This is a genomic window from Mycobacterium sp. SMC-8, from assembly GCF_025263565.1.
Taxonomy (GTDB): domain Bacteria; phylum Actinomycetota; class Actinomycetes; order Mycobacteriales; family Mycobacteriaceae; genus Mycobacterium.
Window position 1 is genome coordinate 6007255 of the sequence record NZ_CP079865.1, and the last position, 20884, is coordinate 6028138.

Here is a 20884-nt window from a genome sequence, read left to right on the forward strand (position 1 = left end):
GGTTCAACGCCGATACACGCCGTCCTCGCCGAGCCGCGACGCCGCGTCCAGCAGCATTGCGGCTTCCTGGGTCTTCTCCGGCAGATCACCGTCGAAGCGCCGGTCCGCCGGCCGTTCGAACATCGGACGGCCGCCCGCGATCGCCGAGGCCAGCCTGCGCTGTCCGGCCAGCAGCCGCTCCTGGGCGCGGGCACTGTAGTCCGCCCGCTGCTCGGGATCCAGCGTCGCCAGGAAGGCCTGCGGGTGCACCAGCGCGATCAGACCCGACACGTGACCGAAGCCCAGGCTGGTGACCAGACCCGCCTTCAGCGGGTACTTCTCACCCAGCCGCAGGGTCTCCCGCGGCCACACGAAGTGCGCCGAGGTGGCCAGCTCGTCGTCGACACAGTCCAGGCTGCGGTTGGGCGGGATGACGCCGTCGCGCAGGACCTGGCACAGGCCCATCATCTGGAAGACCGCCGCGCCGCCCTTGGCGTGCCCGGTCAGGCTCTTCTGGCTGATGATGAACAGCGGCGCGCCCTCGGACCGCCCCAGCGAGTCCGCGAGCCGCTCGTGCAGCTCGGTCTCGTTGGGATCGTTGGCCAGCGTCGAGGTGTCGTGCTTGGAGATCACCGCGATGTCGTCGGCACCCACCCCCAGCTTGGCCAGCGAGCGTGCGAGCACCGAGTCCTTTCCGCCGCGCCCGGCGCCCAGCGCGCCGAGCCCGGGGGCAGGGATGGAGGTGTGCACACCATCGGCGAAGGACTGCGCGTAGCCGACCACCGCCAGCACCGGCAGACCCATCTTCAGCGCCAGGTCGCCGCGGGCCAGCAGCACCGTGCCGCCACCCTCGGCCTCCAGGAAGCCGAGCCTGCGCCGGTCGTTGGCCCGGGAGAACTTCGAATCGCTGATTCCCTTGGCCCGCATCACTTCGGTGTCGGCGGTGGCCGCCATGTCACCGAAGCCGATGATCGCCTCCAGCGTCAGGTCGTCGAAGCCACCCGCCACCACGAGCTCGGCCTTGCCGAGGCGGATCTTGTCCACACCCTCCTCGACCGACACCGCGGCCGTGGCACAGGCGCCGACCGGGTGCACCATCGCGCCGTAACCGCCAACGTAGGACTGCATCACGTGTGCGGCAACAACATTCGGCAGGACCTCCTGCAGGATGTCGTTCGGCTTGCTCCGGCCCAGCAGGTTGCCGTGATACATGGTCTGCATCGAGGTCATACCACCCATGCCGGTGCCCTGTGTGGAGGCCACCAGGCTCGGGTGCACCCAGCGCATCAGCTCTGCCGGCGTGAAGCCCGAGGACAGGAACGCATCGACGGTCGCGACGATGTTCCACAGCGCCACCCGGTCGATCGACGTGGCCATGTCCGGGCTGATGCCCCACACGGTCGGGTCGAAACCGGTCGGGATCTGCGCGCCCACCGTCCGCGACAGCTTCGTCTTGCGGGGCACGCGAATTTCGGTGCCCGCCTTGCGGATCACCTCCCAGTCGCCGGAATCCGGGATCGGACGGGCCACCGTGTGCTCGGGATCGAACTGCACGAAGGCGCGCGCATCGGCCTCGCTGGACACCACGAACCGGAAGTCCTTGTCCAGGAAGACACTGACCAGCAGCGGGGACGCGTGATCGGGATCGATCGCACCGTCGTCGACGAATTCGCGGATGCCGCAGCGGCTCACGACCTCGTCGTGATAGCGCTCCACCAACTCGGACTCGTCGACCAGCTCGCCGGATTCGGTGTCGTACCAACCGGGCTTGGGATCGTCCTCCCACTTGATCAGGCCGGTGGTCCACGCCAGCTCCAGCACGCCGGCCGCCGACAGCTCGTTGTCGGCCTCCATCTCGTAACGCGTGCGCGACGATCCGTACGGGCCCAGCTCGGCCCCGCCGACGATGACGACCAGGTCGGCCGGGTCGACATCGAGATCGGCCCACTCCGGCGCCGGCGCCGGGGTGACCGGGCGAGGCGGGGACGGCAGCGCGGCGATCAGATGATCGGCGGCCGCGTCCTCGTCGGCCTCGTCGGCCGGGGCCGACGTCGCCTCGTCACGCGCCTTGGTTGCCAGCGCCGACAGATCGAGCTCGACCTCGGCCAGGCCCCCGGTCAGGTCCGCCTGCACGGGCTCCCGGGCGGCGGCCACCTTGGTCTCCACGTCGCACAGGTCGAGCAGCATGCTCGCCATCTGCTCGGTCGAGTAGGTGGTGACGCCCGCTTCCTCGACCGCGTCGACGATGACGTCGTTGTGCCCCATCAGGCCGGTGCCTCGGGTCCAGCCGATCAGCGCATGCGCCAGGCTGACGCGCTGCGCCCACGACGTCTCGGCCTTCCACCGGGACACGACCGCGTCCAGCGCCGCCTTCGACTCGCCGTACGCACCGTCGCCGCCGAACATCCCTCGGTTCGGAGACCCCGGCAGCACCACGTGCAGCCGGGCCGCGATGTCGCGGTCGGAGCTGATCTGCGACAGGCCGCCGATGAGCCGCTGCACGGCCCACAACAACACCTTCATCTCCATCTCGGCGCGCGCGCCCGCCTCCGACAGATCGCCACCGACCCGCGGCGCGGCGAACGGGAACAGCAATGTCGGGGTCAGCGCATCCTTGATGTGGATGGACTTGGGCCCGAGGCTCTCGGTCTGCTCGGTGCCCACCCACTCGACCAGCGCGTCGATGTCGCTGTAGGAGGCCATGTTCGCCGGCAGCACCCACAGCTTGGCTCCGAAGCGCGCGTTGTCGCGGTAGAGCTGCCGGTAGAAAGCCAGCCGGGAGTCGTCGAGCCTGGACGTTGTGGCCACCACCGTGGCGCCTCCGTCGAGCAGCTGCGCGACCACCGATGCGGCGATCGAACCCTTCGACGCGCCCGTCACCACGGCGACCTCGTCGTGGTAGCGGCCCTTGCCCGGGTTCTCCGCACCGGCGGCGGCGCGGGCGTACAGCGACGCATGCACGTTGCGGCCCGCGGCCAGTGCCTTGCCCTGCCAATAGGTGGCCTGGGTGCCGACCACGTGGCCCGCGCCCTCGAAGCGCTCCGAAAGACGTGCCCAGTCGGTGTCGATGTCCCCTTCGTCCATCAACCAGATGCGGACCAGGTCCTCACGGGCGCTGGCCCACCGGTCGTCGAGCAGCACCGCCTTGCGGCCGTCGAACACGGGCGCCACCAGGCGGGGCCAATCCGAACCGAGTTCGGCGGTCACCAGGTCGATCAGCTCGGCGTCAGCCGAAGCCTCCGGCGTCACGAACGGTGCGCCCAGGCCCAACTGGTCAAGGATGGTGCGGGCCGCCGAGGCGAGCACACCGTCCGGTCCGGTGACCTTCTCGGCGAACACACCGAGCGCGGCGGAATCCACCACCCCGCCGGCGGCACCGGCAGCGGAGGGCAACGACACCGGCACACCGCGGCGGGCGCCGACAGCGGCCACCGCAGCGTCGATCGCCTTGTCCACCGCGGCGGCGTCGGCCAGCGCACCATCGTGCAGACCACCCAGTGCTCCCCCGCGGACACTGGAGCCTTCCCGGGTGCCGAGGGCGAGCTCGACTGTCACGTGCTTGACCCAGCCGTCACCGAGCTCCCAGGTCTTCTTGACCCGCTCGCCGATGTAGGCCGGCCGCTTGCCCGACGGCCCGAAGACCGTGCGCAGCTGATCGTTGATCGCGTCCGACAGCACCGGACCGAACGGCTTGTAGGTACGGGCCAGCTTGGTGACCTGCCCCTTCAGTCCGGCCAGGTCCGCCTCGGCGGCGCCGTCGATCGCGCCCAGATTCAGCTCCGACCCGAGGTCGACCAGCATCTGGTTACGCCGCGAGGACGCACCGTCGGTGATCGACTCGATCGAGTCCAGCGGTTCGATCTGGTCGATGCGGATCTTGGCCGACAGCGCGATCAGCGCCGTGGTGGCGTCGGCGGCGTCGAAGGCGATGTCGTCGGGGCGCGGTCCACCGGCCGGAGCCGCGGCCGGCGCCGGTGCGACGGGCGCTGCCGCGACCGAAACCGCTTCTGCCGGTGCGGTTTCCGCTGCCGGGGCGGTCTCCGCAGCATCGTCTTCGAGGTCCGGTTCCGGGTCGGTGTCGGTCGCGAACAGCACCGCGGCGTCCCGCTCGGCGTTGAGCACCTCGGTGGTGTTGTGCGAGTACTCCGGCAACTTCAACGTGTTGGCGGCCAGGCCGGCGACCGTCGGCGCGTTCTTCACGCCGATCTCGACGAACCGTTCCACGCCGAGACCACCGGCGGCCTCCTCGATGAACAGCAGGTCCTGGGTCTCGATCCAGCGCACCGGGCTGGCGAACTGCCAGGCCAGCAGTTCGATCACAAGCTTGCGGCACAGCTCGTGCGACCGCTCGTTACGCCACGTGTCGTAGTCGGCGAGGATCTCGTCGAGCGGCTCCGCGGGCACCAGATCGCGGATCTCCTGGACGAAGTCACGATCCAGCGTGAAGGGCCGCGGCACCAGGTTCGGGATGTAGCGCCCGATGAGCAGCTCCGGATCGGCGTCCGTGGGCATGACACGTTCGAGCGCCCGGCGGAAGTCGGCGACACCGACCCGCAGCACGCTTGAGTGGAACGGCACGTCGATGCCCGGCACCAGGATGAAAGACCGCTTGCCGCCGGAGATCTCGCGGCGCCGCTCGACCTCTTCTTCGAGGGCTTCCAGACCGGCGACGGTGCCGGCGATCGCGTACTGCGAACCGCGCAGGTTGAAGTTCACGATCTCCAGGAATTCACCGGTGCGCTCGGAGATCTCGGCGACGAATCCCTTGACGTCGGCGTCGTCCAGGTCGATCTGCGACGGGCGGATGGCCGCCAGCCGGTAGTTGGACCGGCCCTGGGCGTCACGCGGCACGATGTCGTGCATCTTGGAGCCGCGGTGGAACACGACCTCCAGCAGCGCTTCGAGTTCGTAGACACCGGACACGCAAGCCAGCGCGGTGTACTCGCCGACGGAGTGACCACAGGCGATCGCACCCTCGACGAACGCACCCTGCTCGCGCATCTCCGCGACCTGGGCGGCGGCCACCGTGGCCATCGCGACCTGGGTGAACTGCGTCAGGTACAGCACACCCTCGGGGTGGTGGTAGTGCACACCGGAGGCGATCAGGCTGGTCGGGTTGTCCCGCACCACGTGCAGCACCGAAAAGCCCAGGGTGTCGCGGGTGAACTTGTCCGCGGTGTCCCAGACCTTGCGCGCGGCCTTGGACCGGGCCCGCACGTCCATCCCCATGCCCTTGGACTGGATGCCCTGGCCGGGGAACGCGTAGACGGTCTTCGGCGCCGCCAGCTGCGCGGTAGCCGACATCACCAGTTCGCCGCCGACCTTGGCCGCCACCTCGATGATCTCGGCGCCGCGGTCGATACCTACACGGTCGACCCGAAACTCGATCTCGTCGCCGGGCAGCACCATCCCGAGGAAGCGGGAGGTCCAGCCCACCAGACGGGCCGGCGGGGTGGCGCGGCCGTCGGTCGCGGTGACCGCGTGCTGCGCGGCGGCCGACAGCCACATGCCGTGCACGATGTTCGAGTCGAGGCCGGCGAGCAGTGCGGCGGCCCGGTCGGTATGGATCGGGTTGTGATCACCCGAGACCACCGCGAAGGCGCTCATGTCGACCGGCGCGTTGACCACCACGTCGCGCCGCCTGCGGCGCGGGGTGTCGGTTGCGTTGTCGGTGATGGCCCCACCCGCGCGCGGCGGGTCGGCCAACTCGGCCGCCCCGGTGCGGCCGCGGATCGCGAACCGCTCACCCAGCGTGGCCAGGACGGTGCCCTCGGCGTCGGCGATCGTCACCTCCACCGGGACGACGCGGCCCACCTCGGTGTCGGTGGCGGCCGAAGCCGTTGCGGTGACGGTCAATTCGGACTTCGTCGCGGGCATCTTCTGCAGCAGGTGGGCCGCGTGGTCGAGATGCACCAGGCTCAACAGCCCCTCGACGACAGGGAAGTCGTGGTCGGTGACCGCCGAACCGATCGCGGCGAACACCGCCGGCCAGCACAGACCGACCAGCGCGTCGGGCACCAGCGTCAGACCGGGCGCCAGCGGGGCACCGAAGGTGGCGGTGACACCGGTGTGGTCGGCGACCTTCTCCGGATCCCACTCGACCGACACGGTCGCGGTCCCGTCTTCAACTGCCGGAAGGGCTTCCGGCCCGTCCACACCCGCGGCGATGGCCAGCACCGCGCGCATGGCCGTCGAGGCGTCCTCGACGGTGACGATCGGGGCGCCGCCGTCGACGGTGGCCGCCGGCAGAGTGAAGCGGATGTCGATCCAAATGTCGGACAGCGGCACGCTCAGCGTCACCGACACATTTCCGGAGCCGTCAACGCTCTGCTCCAGCCGGGCACCGGTGTTGGGGTGCGTCGCACTGGGCTTTCCGGGCACGTCGTTGACCTGCCACTCGGCCGGGGCCCCGATTCGGTGCACCGGGTTGATCGCGGTGCGTCCGGCCCACAGCACGTCGGGCGAGTCGAGCACCACCGCGAGCGGACCGCTGACATCGGCCCGGGCCTGACGGCGCGACACCACCGGAACCGGCTCGGCACCGGAACCGAGGATGCGGTCCACGATCTCCTGCTCGAAGCGGTCGAGCAGCTCTCCGACCGGCTCGTCGACCCGGGTGATGCCCGCGACGGCCTGGGTGCCGGGGATGATGCAGACCTGGTCCGCGGTGTAGCGGGCGTCGTGAGCCTGCCACAGCGAGTCGCTGCGCCACCAGCGGCGGACGTCCTTGTCGATGACCGGCACGAAGTTCACCGGCTTACCCGGGGTCTTGCACAGGGTCACGAAGAACGGCACGTCGGCCGGGTGCAGCCGGACCGCCTCGGCGTCCGGGTAACGGGCCAGCAGCGCGGCGACCGCGGTGTCCGGGTTGTCCAACAGCGCCTGGCCTTCGGCGCCGACGAAGAGCGACTCGATGGGGCCTGAGTCCTTTTCATGCAGACGGGCCTCGGCGCGCTTGAGCATCTCCTCGAAGCGGTCCCGCCAGGTATCGGCCAGCCACGGGCTGCCCACCCCGGCGGTGTCGGCGGTGCTGTCGCCGTCTCCGATCGCCAGCTCGATGTAACGCTGCAGCCACTGGAGGTAGGTCATGTCGCCGACGTCGCCGAAGTACGGCTTGGCGGTGGCGGCCATGGCGGCGATCAGCTCGTCGCGACGCTCGGCGACGGCGTCGGCGTCGCCGGCGACCTCGTCGAGCAGGCGGCCGCACCGGGACGCGGTGTTGTCGATCTCGTGGATGTCGGCGCCGAGCTGGCTGCGGCCGCTGGCCATGCCGTTGATCGCCTTACCCGCCCCGACCCAGGTCTCGGTGCCGTTGGTGTCGACGAGCAGCTGCTTGACCGCCGGCGACGTGGTGGCCTCCAGGGTGGCCATCGCGGCGGTGCCGACCAGGATGCCGTCGACCGGCATCTCCGGGAACCCGTAGGGCTTGGCCCATTCGCCGGACAGGTATTCGGCGGCCCGCTCCGGGGTGCCGATGCCGCCGCCGACGCAGATCGTGATGTTCGCGTGCTTGCGCAGATCGCCGTAGGTGCTCAGGAGCAGGTCGTCGAGGTCCTCCCACGAATGGTGGCCGCCGGCGCGACCGCCCTCGATGTGGACGATGACGTCACGGCCGGGCACCTCGGCGGCGATCTTGATCACGGACTTGATCTGGTCGACCGTGCCCGGCTTGAACACCACGTTGCTGATGCCGACGGTGTGGAGCTCTTCGATCAGGTCGACGGCCTCTTCGAGGTCCGGGATGCCCGCGGTGACGACCACGCCGTCGATCGGGGCGCCCGACTGACGGGCCTTCTGGACCAGCCGCTTGCCGCCGACCTGCAGCTTCCACAGGTACGGGTCGAGGAACAGCGAGTTGAACTGGATCGCCCGGCCCGGCTCCAGCAGCTGGGTCAGCTCCTCGATGCGGGCGTCGAAGATTTCTTCGGTGACCTGACCACCACCGGCCAGCTCGGCCCAGTGGCCGGCATTGGCGGCGGCGGCGACGATCTTGGCGTCCACGGTGGTCGGCGTCATGCCGGCGAGCAGGATCGGCGAGCGTCCGGTCAGCCGGGTGAACTTGGTCGACGCCTTCACCGAACCGTCGGGCAGCGCGACCGGCTTGGGTGCGTAGCTCGACCAGGCCGGTGCGACCGCGGGTGCGGCGCCCACGGTGAACAGGCTGCGCTGGCCGGCGCGGGTGGCGGCCGCGACGATGCCGATGCCCAAACCGCGAATCACAGGCGCGGTCAGGCGGGTGACGGTGTCGCTGGGCCCCAGGTCGACGATCCACTTGGCGCCGGCGGCGGCCAGGCCCTCGACCTCGCTGACCCAGTCCACGGGGTTGACGAAGATCGCCTCGGTGAGCTCGCGGGTGAGCTCGCGGTCCAGGCCGGTGCGCGACGCCCACTCGTTGACGAGGTCGATGCCGCCGGCCAGGCGCGGCGTGTGGAAGCCGACCTCGACGTTGAGCTGGTTGAAGATCGGGCGGAAGATCGCGCCGCCACGGACCTTGTTCTTGCGCTCGGCCTCTTCCTTCTCGGTGATCTTCTCGCAGTACAGCTCGAAGCGGGCGAGCTGTTCGGGGGTCCCGGTGATCACCACGGAGCGCCGGCCGTTGCGGATGGACAGCGCCGGCGGCAGCACCGTACGGACATCCTGGGCGAACTCGTCGAGGAGCTCGGCGATGCGGGCGGGGTCGACGTTGAGGACCGACACCATCGGCGACTTGTCGCCGCGGCCGACCATGCCACAGCGCCGGGACACCAGGGAGCCGGCCGCACCGATCAGCTGACCGATGGCCAGCAGTTCGACATCGCGGGCGCCTCCGGCCTTCAGTGACTCCACGGCGGTGACGCCCTGGGAGTGACCTGCGATGGCCACCGGCGGGTGCGCGTCGAGGTCGAGGCCCTGACGCTTGAGCGCGCGCTGGGCCGCCATCTGGGTGAGCAGGATGCCGGGCCCCGAGATCGCCGCGGTGGTGAGGTCCTTGGCGGCGGGCAGCGGCTCGTCGGCAGCCAGCGCGCGGATCCACTTCATCGGCTCGAAGCCGATCGGCCGGACCACCACCAGCTCGCGAGCCAACGGCTCGAGCAGCAGCTCGGCCTCGGCCACCAGCTGGCTGATCTCGGATTCGATTCCGGCGGAGTTGACGAGCTCTTCGAGGTTCTCCAGCCACGGACCGCCCTGGCCGCCGAACGCCACCGCGTAGGGCTCGCCGGAGTGCAGCCGATCGACGAGAGCGTGCGTACCCGACAAGGGCTCGAAGTCTGTCTGGCCGTCAGAGCTGGTGGCCGCACGGTGCTGGTCGTTGATCGTCACGTCTTGTGTTCTCCTCAGGTCCTTCAATCGCGCTGCGATCGCGTGTTCACGGTCGTCTCGGGCTGGTGGGCTCGTCGTGGATGGTCCGCACTGCCCGTGCGGCCACTGCGATTCGGCGTCGAATCCTGCTGGTGTCGGCGGCGGTCCCTGGAGGGCACAGTCGCCCTTCCTCTCTAAGGGGCCCGCACATCGGACACTTCAGCCGTACTAAGAGTGTCATAAGAGACTGCCCCAGTTTCCCGCCCTAAATGGTTACTGGCGAGTTCTACGCACCGGTAACAGTGCGCTACATAATGGGGGCTCCGAACCGCCCGCGGGTTATCCATGACAAACGTCCTGCATGCGGGTGGTTACGGTTGAGTAGGATAGAAGTGCAGTTCAAAGCAGCATTGTTACACAATCGTTATCTGATAATCTTCGTTCGCACGTCGCGTCGCCCGTCGGCACACACAGACGACAAGATCGTCGAAAGTGTGTGGTCCTGTTTTCGCTCGGCGGATACATGTTTGCTGGAATACCCTACCGACGGGTAAGGATGCAGCCGTTCCGTCCACAGCGCCCGGACTGCGGGCCGATTCGCCGGGCCCCTCAGGCGCCTCGACGAGGTTCCCAGGCGCCGCTGAGCAGGATCCCGGCGGTGTATTCGGAGGCCGAAGCGACCATGCAGCGGCGGGTGGCCTGGTCGAACCGCGTGACCATCACCTGCTCCCCCAGCGCGCGATAGTCCTGAACCGCCCGGCGGATCTCGTCCATCTCGTCCGGCCGCGGGAGGTAGTCGGCGCCGATCCGGGTCCGGTAGAGCTCTTCGAGACTCGTCACGAAAGCCTCGGCCAGGTCGTCGACCGAATCCTCGGCGGCTTCGACAAACCTCAGGAGCGCCCGGACATACAGCGCGGGATCCGGCGAATGGGCCAAGATGTCGGCAGCAGCACCGTCGGTCATCACGACCCGGCCGTTCTCGATCTCGGCCAGTCCGTAGCCGGCCAGCTTGCGAGCCTCCTCGCTGTCGGCGTCGATCGCGACGGCTGCCGGGGCGGACTCGGGCTCCGGTGTCCCTTCGCCGAGCACAGCCTGCTGCAGCCCCAGGATGTCGGCCAGATCGGTGCCCTGGCGCATGCTGGCGAAGAACTCGGCGATGTGAGCCGAGTTGTAGCCCTTCCGGAGTAGCTGACTGATGGTGTTGAGCTGGGACAGGTGATAGTCGTCGTACAGCGCTGAACGTCCGACCCGCCGCGGGGGGTCCAGCAGACCTCGCTCCCGGTAGGCCCTGATATTCCTGGCGCTGATGCCGGATTCCCGCGCCAGATCTTCCAGCCGGTACTCAGCCACGCGTCACCGCCCCCCACATCCGAAGCGGCGGGCTGATCCACGGCCGCGATCGTGCATTGCACCACTTTACCCGCGGATCGACGCTACGAGCGAAGTAAATGCACACCGGCTTTTCGAGCAGTGTAGGTCGTCGACGATACGACTATCAGCGCAAATACTGCACCGTGTGAAATTTCTATGCCGACAACTGCAGATTCAGCCAACTCTGACGCCACCGCAAGCCGGCTCCGGCCGGAATTCGATTGGCACTGACGGGGCGGGGTACGGGAGGATGAGCTGTTCGCAGCCAGAGCAGGACATTAAGACAAAGCACGGCGGGAGGTGTGGGCGTGCGTCCGTGGATCGTGTGGGCCACCGGGCTGTTCGCGTACATCGTCGCAGTGCTGGCTCGCACCACGCTCGGGGTGTCGGGCCTGGCCGCGGCCGACCGATTCTCCGCGGGTCCCAGTCTGCTGTCGACGTTCGTGGTGCTCCAGGTCGTCGTGTACGCGGGGGCTCAGGTGCCCGCCGGCCTGCTCCTCGACCGGTTCGGGTCGCGAGCGCTGATCGCCTCCGGGGCGGCCCTGATGGCGGCGGGGCAGATGGCGCTCGCGTTCACCGAATCCCTGCCGACGGCGATCGCCGCCCGCGCCGTGGTCGGGCTCGGCGACGCGGTGACGTTCATCTCCGTGCTGCGTCTGGTCCCGCACTGGTTTCCCCCACGGCAGATCCCGGTGGTCACGCAGCTGACCGGCATCTGCGGACAGCTGGGCCAGGTGCTGTCCGCGGTTCCGTTCCTGGCGCTGCTGTCCGCCTCGGGATGGTCGGTGGCCTATGTCTCCGCTGCGGCGGTGGGTGTGCTGTCGCTCGTGTTGACGCTGGCCGTCGTCAGGAACACCCCGGACGGTTCGAAGAGCACCTCGGAGGCGATGACGGTCCGCGAGACGCTGCGCAGCGTGAAGACGGTGTGGCTGCGCCCGGGCACCCGACTGGGATTCTTCACCCACATGGGGACCCAGTTCTCGATCACCGTGTTCGCGCTGATGTGGGGACTGCCCTATCTGACCGAAACGCAGGGGTTGTCGCCGGGTCTGGCCGGCGGCCTGCTGAGCCTGTCGGTGGTCACCGCCATCGGCGCGGGAGTGCTAATCGGGTTCCTGACCGGGCGCTACCCGCACCGCCGATCACGCATGGTGCTGATCATCATCGCCAGCAACGCGATCGCGTGGTCGGTGGTGCTCGCCTTGCCGGACGCGGCGCCGCTGTGGTTGCTGGTGGCGCTGGTCATGGTGATCTCGGTGGGCGGTCCCGGCTCGATGGTCGGCTTCGACTTCGCGAGGACCTTCAATTCGGGTGCGACGCTGGGCACCGCGCAAGGCATGGTCAACATGGGCGGGTTCATCGCGTCGTTGTTGCTGATGCAGTCGATGGGCCTGGTGATGGAGGCCGCGGGCGGAATCTCGTTCGACTCGTTCCGCACCGCCTGGACGCTTCAGTACGTCGTATGGGCGCTCGCCGTCATCGGCATCTTGATCACGCGGCGCAAGGCACGGCGGTTGCTGCGCGCCCAAGACGACCGGATGCTGCTAGAGGGGATCGAAGCCTAGGGTTCGACCGCCGCCGCGACGCGCCGGTGCCCGACCAGTTCGTGACCGACGACCGAAACCACCGGGGCCAGTGTCACCACCAGCAGACAGTTGGCCATCGAGATCCCGCGGTCGGCCAGCATCACCGCCACGGCGAGTACGGCGGCGGTCAGCACGACCATGACGACGTGAAACAGGTCCACGGTCCGCGTCATGGCCGCGTACAGGACATAGACCGTCGCGATGAAGACACCCACGGGTACGGCCACCGCAAGCACGGTGGCGACCGAAGACAGCGCCGAGTGGTGCTCGATGTAGTAGGCCGCCGCGTGCAATCCCGCGCCGGTGCCCACGATCGAGGCGAACACCACAATGTGCACGTAGCCGAACCAGAAGGAGCGTTCTCGCCGTAGGTGCAGGATCTCGGCGTGGGGGAACATGTAGTAGATCCACCACATTCCGAACGTCAATCCCGTTCCCGCAACGGCGACGAACACGGCCTCGACCGACCATCCCTGCGCACCGACGACCGCCGTCAAGGACGCCACCGTGCCGACGACCCCTTCTCCAAGTGCGATGATGGTGAACAGCCCGTACCTCTCGACGATGTGATGGGCGTGCCAGGGTGTTCCACCCTGACGCCATTCGGCGACCACCGGCCCCGTCACCTCCACGAGAACCAGCGACACCACGATCGCGGCGGTCACCGGCACCGAGGTATGGACGAAAATCGCCAGCACCCACCCGATCTGGGCGATCATGATCCACAGCGCGTAGGTCAAGCAGGCTCGGCGGCGCAGCGGGTCCTGCCCGGCGGCACGCAGCCACTGGGCGACCATCGCGACCCGCATCACGACATATCCGGCGACGACCACCGTGTTGTCGACGTGCCCACCGTGTTCGATCGACGAGTACATCTGGGGCAATCCGAGCGCCAGGACGATGACGCCGACCATCTGCAGCATCGTCGTCAGCCGGTAGGGCCAGTCGTCGGTGTCGTACGCCGATGCGAACCAGCTGAAGTTGATCCACGCCCAGCACACCGCGAACATCGCGAAGAAGAATCCGGCCAGGCCCGGCACGACGTGCCCTGCGGCGAGCAGATGGGCGAACTCCGAGGCCGCGATCCCGAAAGCGATCACGAACGTCAGATCGAACAGCAGCTCCAGCGGCGTGGCGGTCCGCCCCGGCTCGTGTGTGTCCCGCCCGGACATCGGCCGGGTTCGGTGCGCTCGACCGGTGGATACGTGCACTTGCTCGCTCACGGGCTCTCTCCTTTTGAACGTGGGGCAGAGCGTAGCGGCGCCTGCCGGCGTGCCACGATAAGGTTCGGCCATGAACGCGGTCGGAGTGGTGTTGGCCGCGGGCCTGGGCACCCGGGTCGGCGCCGACGGCAACAAGGCCTACCTTCCGTTGGCGGGCCGCAGCATGTTGGCCTGGTCGTTGGACACGCTGATCAACCTCCCCGACATCGCCCGCACGGTACTTGTCCACCGCCGCGGCGAGTTCGAGCTCGCACGTGACACCCTGAAGCACGAGATCGACTGCACCACAGTTGAATTCGTTGAGGGTGGGGACAGCAGGCACGCGTCGGAGACCAACGTGGTGCGGTATCTGGCCGACGACATCGAGGCCGGGGCCGTGGACGTCGTCGTCATTCACGACGCCGCGCGCCCGCTGGCCGGGCCCGGCATGTTCGTCGAGGCGATCACGTTGGCCCGGCAGTTCGGTGGCGCGCTGCCGGCGCTGCCGATCCGGGATGTGGCGCGGGCGGGCGGCGACGGCCTGAAACGCGTGGCCGACGACGCGTTGCTCGTCCGGGTCCAGACCCCCCAGGCTTTCCGCGCACGCGACCTGCTGCACGCCTACCGCAGCGCCTCGCGCGACGATTTCGAAGGCACCGACACGTCGTCGTGCGTCGAGCGCTACACCCGGGTCGAGGTCCGGACGTTCCGGGGCCGCACAGACAATCTCAAGGTCACCTACGCCCGTGACGTCGCGGTGGCGCACCACCTTCTGATCAACGCGGGGAGTCCTGCCGACCCTCGATGAGCGCGGCCAGGAAAGCCGCCTCTGCGGGCAGCTCGAATCTCATGGCGTCGGTGTCGCCGTCGACAAGCGTCAGCGCCACGTCTGCGGCCAGTGCGGCCGACAGTTCGTCGAAAGGCTCGCCGGTGCTGAGCAACCTGAGCAACACCGCGTGGTCGAATCCGCGCGGGTACTGGACGGTGCGCAACAGGGACCGGTCGATCGTCGCGGTGACCGTGCCGTGCGCGTCGACGGCTTTCACGCTGTCGGTCACCGGACGGATCGGCAGCGCCATGGCCGCACCGCCGCGCACCGCCGAGACCACCGCGTCGAGCATCATGTCGGCGATCAGCGGCCAGGCCGGATCGTGCAGCAGCACCGGTCCGTCGGCCGCGGCCGACAGGCCCGCCGCGATGCACTGCGCGCGGGTGCCCGGCGTGTCGGCGGCGACGACGCGGACCGCCGAGAACTCCGTCGCGGCAAGGGCCTCGCGCACGACGTCGGAATGGCGGGGGGCCGCGGCGATCACGACGTCGCAGGTCCGGGTAAGCGCGCCGACGATCCGGAGCAGCGGGGACTTGCCGCACACCGGGGTGAACACCGCGTCGCGGTGCTGCTCACCGTCCTCGGGCAGGGGCAAAATCGCCGTCACGGTCACGGCGTCCGAGGCTATACCGATCAGACCGGGTCGAACGACTCGATCAGCCAGTTGCCGTCGATCTTCTTCAGACCGACCTTGACGCTGCTCGCGGCGAACGCCCCGTCCGGGTTCTCCTTGCTGGTGGTGGCCTGGTTGATGAACACCAGCACCTCGGCGGAGTCCGGTTGGATATCCGACACGGCCGCACGCACCACCGAGGCCGCTGTCTTCACCGACTTCTCCTTGGCCGCGGGCGTGACGATCTGCTCGGTGAACTGCGTGTAATAGGACAGGAAATCGCCGGTCAGCTTGGCCTTGGCGTTCGTGAAGTCCTGATCCAGGGATTCGGGTGAATACGACAACAGCGCGACCGTTCCGGTCTTGGCGGCATCGAGAGCCACCTGTGCCGCCGCGGGGTCGGTCTGCTGATCCGGCCGATAGTCGTTGACATACAGCCAGCCGGCGATGCCGGCCGAGGCCAGCAGCGCGACGGCCAACAGGATCGCGCTGACCAGGCCCCGCCTCGAACGGCGCGGAGCTTTCGCGGCCGCTTCATCGCCGGCGTCGCCGCCTGACCGTTGCCCGGCCGCCGAGGCGTCATCGCCGTCCGGATCGATGTCACCGCCGTCCGCGTCGACGGCCTCGTCAGCGTTCGCATCGGCAGTCACGGCGGCGTTCTCGTCGGCCTCCACGTCGTCCTCGGTGCGTTGGTCGTCGCTCACGGCACAAACTCGACTTTCGACATCTTGATCTGCCCGTCCTCACGCTCCAGGCTGACGCTGAGCCGCCACGTGCGCGGCTCCTGGTCGGCGCCTGCGGTGTTGGTGACCCGCGACGATGCGGCGACCAGCACCTGGGCGGAGTCGTCGGACATCGATTCCACAGCAGTGGAGTTGACCGTCACTTCGGTGACGACCTTGGAATCCTGCGCGACCTTGACGAAATCCGCCGCCTGGGTCTCGAAGTCCGACTTGAACTGGCCGGTGGAGTTGTCGATGATGCGCTGCACATCCTCCTCGGCTTTGTTGAAGTCCAGCGACATCAGCGTGACCACGCTCTGCCGGGCCGCGGCGACGTATTCGGCGTTCTGCTGGCGCACCTTCTCGGCCGCCCGATGAGTCCACATCATGTATCCGCTGGCGCCCAGCAGCGCCACCGTGCAGAGCACCACGAGGCCTGCGACGACGGCCGTCCAGCGCGGGCGCGGTAGGCGCCGCTTCCGTGTGACCGTCGGGGCGGAGTCGGCGGGGTCGGCGGGGTCGGGCACCGGATCGCTGCCGTCCACCGCCTCGACGGCGACCGGCTCTGACCCGAGGGCGTCACCGTCGTCGTCGACACCGGCTTCGTCGTCGACACCGGCTTGGCTGTCGGCATCGGTCTCGGCGGCGACTGCCTGCCGTCGCAACCGGGCGGCGCGGGCGCGGGCGCGGGCGGCAGCGGCCAGCGCCTCCGCCTCGGCGGCCTCGGCTTCGGCTTCCTCGACGAGCGCGCGCGCCTCCTCTGGGTCCGCGGCGGTGCCAGGTTCCGCGGTCGATTCCTCGACGCGATCGGCGTCGATCACCGAGTCGCGGCGCCTGAAAGACGGCACACCGACCTCCTTGTCTGCAGGGTCGTTTGAACGATAATCGCTACGAGAATGTCATTCTTCTTTTCTGAGTATCGCATTGACGATACCTCGGTCACGCCGAGCTAGACAAAGGTCCTGAGTGCAGAAATGCTGGTTCTCGGCTGTGCAGCCGCTCAGCGTTGATGGTTCTGCAACCTGTCCTTCATCACCTTGCCGGTGGCATTCAACGGCAACTCGTCGAGAAACTCTACATACCGCGGCACCTTGAAACCCGCCATTCGGTCACGACACCATGCGATCAACCGGTCGGCGCTGAGTTGGTCGTGCGCCGGGTCGGCGACGACGAAAGCTTTGCCGACCTGACCCAGGCGCTCGTCCGGAACCCCGATCACGGCGGCCTGCGCCACGGCGGGGTGCTCAAGCAGGAAACCCTCGATTTCGGCCGGGTACGCGTTGAAGCCCCCGACGATGAACATGTCCTTCTTGCGGCCGACGATCCGCAGACGTCCCGCGTCGTCGAGCGTGCCGAGGTCCCCGGTGTGCAGCCAGCCTTCTGGATCGATCGTCTCGGCGGTCGCGGCGGGATCGTCGAGATAGCCCTGCATCACCGTGTAGCCGCGGATCAGCACCTCACCGTCGTCGGCGATGCGCAACTCGACACCGTCGCAGGCCACGCCGGCGGTGGTCGCGATGTCCTCGAACGAGTCCGCCGGCCGCGACAGCGTTGCGGTGCCGGCCTCGGTCAGGCCGTACCCGGTCGCCAATGTCCGGAACGGGAGCTCCTCGTGCACCCGGCGGACCAACTCGACGGGGATGTCGGCAGCGCCGGTCACCCCGGCGCGCAGCGTGGCCAGCTTGCTCTTGTCCTTGACGCCGAGCAGTGAGTGGTACAGCGTGGGCGGCCCCGGGAGCATCGTGACGCGTTCTGCGGCAACGAGTTCGACGACGCGCTCGACGTCGAAAACCGCGACGGGCAGCATGGTGGCGCCGCGGATGAAAGAGGCGATGAGTCCGGCCTTGTAACCGAAGGTGTGAAAGTACGGATTGACCATCAGGTAGCGGTCACCGGGCCGCAGATCGGCCAGCTCGCACCATTCCTCGTACAGCCGCAGGTTCTGCCGGTGATTCATCATCACACCTTTGGGACGCCCCGTGGTGCCGGAGGTGAAGATGATGTCGGAGACGTCGTCGCCGTCGACGGGACGGCTGAACGGCGAACCGCTGCCCAGGAAGTCCGATTTCAGGTCGAACACCGGCGGTCGCCTGCCGGGCCACGAAGAAGGTAGCGCATAGTCGACGCCGAGGAATCCCTGTTGCACCAGAACAGCTTTCGCGCCGCTGCGGCTGATGATGTCGGCTGCCTCATCGGCCTTGAAGCGGGTGTTGACGGGCACCAGCACCCCGCCGGCGGTGAGCAGTCCGAACGCGGCGATGATCCACTCGGCGCTGTTGGGTGCCCAGATCGCGGCCCGCTCCCCCTTGGCGATCCCGAGATCGGCAAAAGCACCTGCGGCGCGCTGGATCCGCTCGACGAGCTCTGTGAAGGACAGGCGCAGCGGACCGTCGACGACCGCTTCCGCGTCGCCGAATCGGTCCGCCGCGCTGGCGACCATCTCCGGGATGGTCGCCCATCGGGCTTGATACGTCACGTCGTGACGAGACGTCCCAGGTTGCCGCCCATGATCTTGGCCTGATCCTCGACCGAAAGATGCTCCAGCGCGGTGACGTAGTGCGTCGGCTCGGCCAGACCCTCTGGGTGCGGCCAGTCGGAGCCGTAGAGCACCTGGTCCACACCGATGAGGTTGATCAGGTCGTCGATGCCCTCCTCGTAGAACGGGCTGACGTAGATGCGGTTCTTGATCTCCTCGATCGGGTTGCCCAGGAAGGCCTCCGGAGCCTTCTTGTACACCTCGGCCATCGAGTCGAGCAGCGGGAACATCCACTTCGAACCGGCCTCGACGATGCCGACCTTGAGCTTGGGATGGCGGAACAGCGCACCGTGAATCACCCACGAGGCCACCGCATCCTGGATCGGGCGCCACTCGTTGAGGATCGACATCGCGTTGGTCTGGAACGGCAACATCTCCTGTGCGGCGCCGTCCCACTCCGAGGTGTAGCGCGAGTAGCCGCTGTCGCTGGAGTGCATGCCGACGAAGATGTCGTGGTGGACGACGCGCTCCCAGAACGGGTCGAATTCGGGCAGCGCGAACGACCGCGGGCCGCGGAAGCCAGGCACCGGAGCGGGCCGGATCAGGATGGCGCGGGCGCCGCGCTTGACGCACCACTCCAGCTCCTCGATCGCCTTCTCGACGATGGGCAGAGTGATCACCGGGGTGGTGAAGATCCGGTTCTGGTAGTTGAAGCCCCACACCTCGTCCAGCCACTGGTTGAGCGAGTGGATGAGCACGTGGATCGCGACCGGGTCGTCGGAGAGCCGCTCCTCGATCAGGCTGGCCAGCGTCGGGAACATCAGGCTGCGGTCGACGCCGAGCTCGTCCATCACCTTGATGCGCGGCTCCGGCTCGAAGAAAGCCGGGATGGCCTTCATCGGCTCACCGAACAGTTCACGCTTGCTCTTGCCGTCCGGGTTGCCGTACTTGAAGTACTCCTCCCAGGCGCCGGGCTTGGCGACGACCGAGAAGGTGGGGTTCGGGATGTAGTTGCTGATCTGGCCCTTGAGCGCGATCTTGGTGCGCCCGTTGACCTCGACGTACTGGACGACGTCCTTGTACTCCTTGGGCAGATACTTCGTCATCGCCTCTGGCGGTTCGTACAGGTGGTTGTCCGCATCGAACAGCGGGAACGGGATGTCCACCCGGTGCGACAGTTGTCCCATGAAAGACTCCTTTTCCTATCGGGAGAATCGTATTCTCATTTGCGGGAGGCCGCAACGACCAACCCGTCGCCGGCGGCGACCTGCTGCCGGATCACGTACTTCTGCACCTTCCCGCTTGCGGTGCGCGGGAAATCCCGACCCTCGGGCACCCGGTGCAACTCCTCTGGCCATTTCTGGGTGGCGACACCGGCCGCGGCGAAGTGCTCCTGCACCTCGTCGAGCGTCGGCATGGCGTGACCGTCACGGATCCTCAGGACCGCCGCGGCATGCTCGCCCAGCCGCGGGTCGGGTGCGGCGACCACGACCGCCTCGGCGACGGCGGGCATCGCCAGCAGCACCTCCTCCACTTCCAGGGCACTGATGTTCTCCCCGCCGCGGATGATCACGTCAGCCTTGCGGTCGGTGATCGTCAGGTAACCGTCCTCGTCGAGCACCCCGATGTCGCCGGTGCGATACCAGCCCTCGTCGTCGAACGCCCGCGCGGTCAGTTCGTCATCGGTGTAACCCATACACAGATCGGGGCCGCGGCTGTAGATCTCGCCGTCCGGACCGAGCCGGATCTCCACCCCCGGACGCACGTCACCGTCGGTGAACAGCCGCTTCTCCGCCGGGGCGGTGGGCCGGGAACCGGTGATCGACGGATGTTCGGTGCTGCCGTACGAGCGGAACACGAACATGCCCAGATCGGTGAGACGCTGGGTGACCGCCGCCGGCACCGTCGACCCGCCGAGGCCGACGGTCTTGAAGGAGCGCAGGTGCTCGGGTCGGCAATCGGGGTGGTCGAGCAGACTGGTCACGAAGTAGGGCGGCCCCCCTCCGATCGAGAGGCCGTCGCTCTCGATGAGCTGGAGCACCCGCCCGGGGTCCCAGACATCGCACAGGTCGATCGGCGCGCCTTCGAGCACCGGGATCAGGAACGCGCCGATCATGCCGATGAAGTGGCCGACCGGGGTCGCGGTCAGTTGCCGCCCGCGGTCGGCCGGGTAGTTCGCCAGCAACTGGCGCGTCTCGAAGCTCAGCGTCTGGTGGCTGTGGATCACGCCCTTCGGATCACGGGTGGTGCCGGAGGTGAACGCGATCAGCGCCGGTCCGGCGGGGTCGGCGGCCACCGTGCCGACCAGCGGCTCGTCGGCGAGCAGCGCCTCGAACGCGTGCTCGTTGGCCGCCCCCGACCCGTCTCCGGCGACCAGCCCGACGACCGGCACATCGGCGCACAGGTCGGACTGATACCGCATCCGCCCGAATTCCTCGGTGGTCACGAACACCCGCGGCTTGGCGGTGGCCAGGATGTGGGCCAGCTCTTTGCGACCGTAGAAGTGTACGATCGGCACGATCACCGCCCCGAGGAAGGCCGCGGCCCAGAACACGACCGCGGCCTCGCGCCAGTTCGGCAGTTGCATCGCCACCACATCAGCGGGACCCACCCCGCGCTCACGCAGACCCGCGGCCAACCGCCGGGCGTCACGCTCGACGTCGCCGAACGTCCCCTGGTAGGGCCGAATCGACGAGTGCACGTAGAAGCCGGTCTCGGGACTGTTCGCGAGCCCTCGGGCCAACAGGTCGCCCAGGGTTTCCGGCGTCCAGTAGCCCTCCTGCTCGTAGCGTCTGACGAGCTCAGGAGGAATCCTTCGCATGGCTGT

Annotated in this window: 11 protein-coding genes; 2 read left to right on the forward strand and 9 right to left on the reverse strand. The window is 68.3% G+C overall.

Translation table 11 applies throughout. The features are described 5' to 3' along the window. Positions 1–3 precede the first annotated feature (3 nt). Positions 4–9216: a type I polyketide synthase gene (locus tag KXD97_RS28840; protein WP_260758196.1), complete on the reverse strand. Its 9213-nt coding sequence runs from the start codon at positions 9214–9216 to the stop codon at positions 4–6. A gap of 651 nt (positions 9217–9867) precedes the next feature. Next, positions 9868–10608 carry a MerR family transcriptional regulator gene (locus KXD97_RS28845; RefSeq protein WP_260754409.1) on the reverse strand — a complete coding sequence of 247 codons (741 nt, stop codon included), beginning with the start codon at positions 10606–10608 and terminating at the stop codon, positions 9868–9870. A gap of 329 nt (positions 10609–10937) precedes the next feature. On the opposite strand from KXD97_RS28845, the gene KXD97_RS28850 reads away from it, so the two are divergent. Next, a complete protein-coding gene (locus tag KXD97_RS28850; protein ID WP_260754413.1) occupies positions 10938–12194 on the forward strand; it encodes a nitrate/nitrite transporter in 1257 nt (418 codons plus the stop codon). Here KXD97_RS28850 and KXD97_RS28855 read toward each other — a convergent pair. Beyond that, complete coding sequence (locus KXD97_RS28855) at positions 12191–13387, reverse strand: low temperature requirement protein A (protein ID WP_260758197.1); 1197 nt, start codon at positions 13385–13387, stop codon at positions 12191–12193. The two genes, KXD97_RS28850 and KXD97_RS28855, sit on opposite strands and share 4 nt — an antisense overlap. Positions 13388–13508: 121 nt before the next feature. On the opposite strand from KXD97_RS28855, the gene KXD97_RS28860 reads away from it, so the two are divergent. Further along, a complete protein-coding gene (locus KXD97_RS28860; protein ID WP_260754414.1) occupies positions 13509–14225 on the forward strand; it encodes a 2-C-methyl-D-erythritol 4-phosphate cytidylyltransferase in 717 nt (238 codons plus the stop codon). Here the strand turns inward: KXD97_RS28860 and KXD97_RS28865 are convergent. From KXD97_RS28865 to KXD97_RS28890, 6 genes are all read right to left on the reverse strand, one after another. Further along, positions 14194–14859: a 2-C-methyl-D-erythritol 4-phosphate cytidylyltransferase gene (locus KXD97_RS28865; protein ID WP_260754415.1), complete on the reverse strand. Its 666-nt coding sequence runs from the start codon at positions 14857–14859 to the stop codon at positions 14194–14196. The genes KXD97_RS28860 and KXD97_RS28865 overlap by 32 nt on opposite strands. Before the next feature lie 20 nt (positions 14860–14879). After that, the gene (locus KXD97_RS28870) at positions 14880–15563 is read right to left on the reverse strand and encodes a hypothetical protein (protein WP_260754417.1); all 684 of its coding nucleotides are present in this window, start codon (positions 15561–15563) and stop codon (positions 14880–14882) included. Then, entirely contained in the window at positions 15560–16429 is an 870-nt protein-coding gene (locus KXD97_RS28875; RefSeq protein WP_260754421.1) for a hypothetical protein, read from the reverse strand. The genes KXD97_RS28870 and KXD97_RS28875 overlap by 4 nt, the downstream gene beginning before the upstream one ends. 152 nt (positions 16430–16581) lie before the next feature. Continuing rightward, positions 16582–18021 (reverse strand): FadD3 family acyl-CoA ligase, encoded by a 1440-nt coding sequence (locus KXD97_RS28880; RefSeq protein ID WP_260758198.1) that lies wholly within the window; start codon positions 18019–18021, stop codon positions 16582–16584. Between the two features lie 32 nt (positions 18022–18053). After that, positions 18054–19244 (reverse strand): amidohydrolase family protein, encoded by a 1191-nt coding sequence (locus KXD97_RS28885; RefSeq protein WP_260754422.1) that lies wholly within the window; start codon positions 19242–19244, stop codon positions 18054–18056. 35 nt (positions 19245–19279) lie between these two features. Continuing rightward, positions 19280–20878, reverse strand: a complete 1599-nt coding sequence (locus KXD97_RS28890) for an AMP-binding protein (RefSeq protein WP_260754424.1) — start codon at positions 20876–20878, stop codon at positions 19280–19282. Positions 20879–20884 lie beyond the last annotated feature (6 nt).

What these genes read in the sequence shown, in the direction of transcription:
- KXD97_RS28855 (WP_260758197.1), bottom strand. Translation starts at nt 13,387, where the DNA reads ATGTCCGGGCGGGACACACACGAGCCGGGGCGGACCGCCACGCCGCTG.
- KXD97_RS28860 (WP_260754414.1), top strand. Translation starts at nt 13,509, where the DNA reads ATGAACGCGGTCGGAGTGGTGTTGGCCGCGGGCCTGGGCACCCGGGTC.
- KXD97_RS28880 (WP_260758198.1), bottom strand. Translation starts at nt 18,021, where the DNA reads ATGGTCGCCAGCGCGGCGGACCGATTCGGCGACGCGGAAGCGGTCGTC.
- KXD97_RS28885 (WP_260754422.1), bottom strand. Translation starts at nt 19,244, where the DNA reads ATGGGACAACTGTCGCACCGGGTGGACATCCCGTTCCCGCTGTTCGAT.
- KXD97_RS28890 (WP_260754424.1), bottom strand. Translation starts at nt 20,878, where the DNA reads ATGCGAAGGATTCCTCCTGAGCTCGTCAGACGCTACGAGCAGGAGGGC.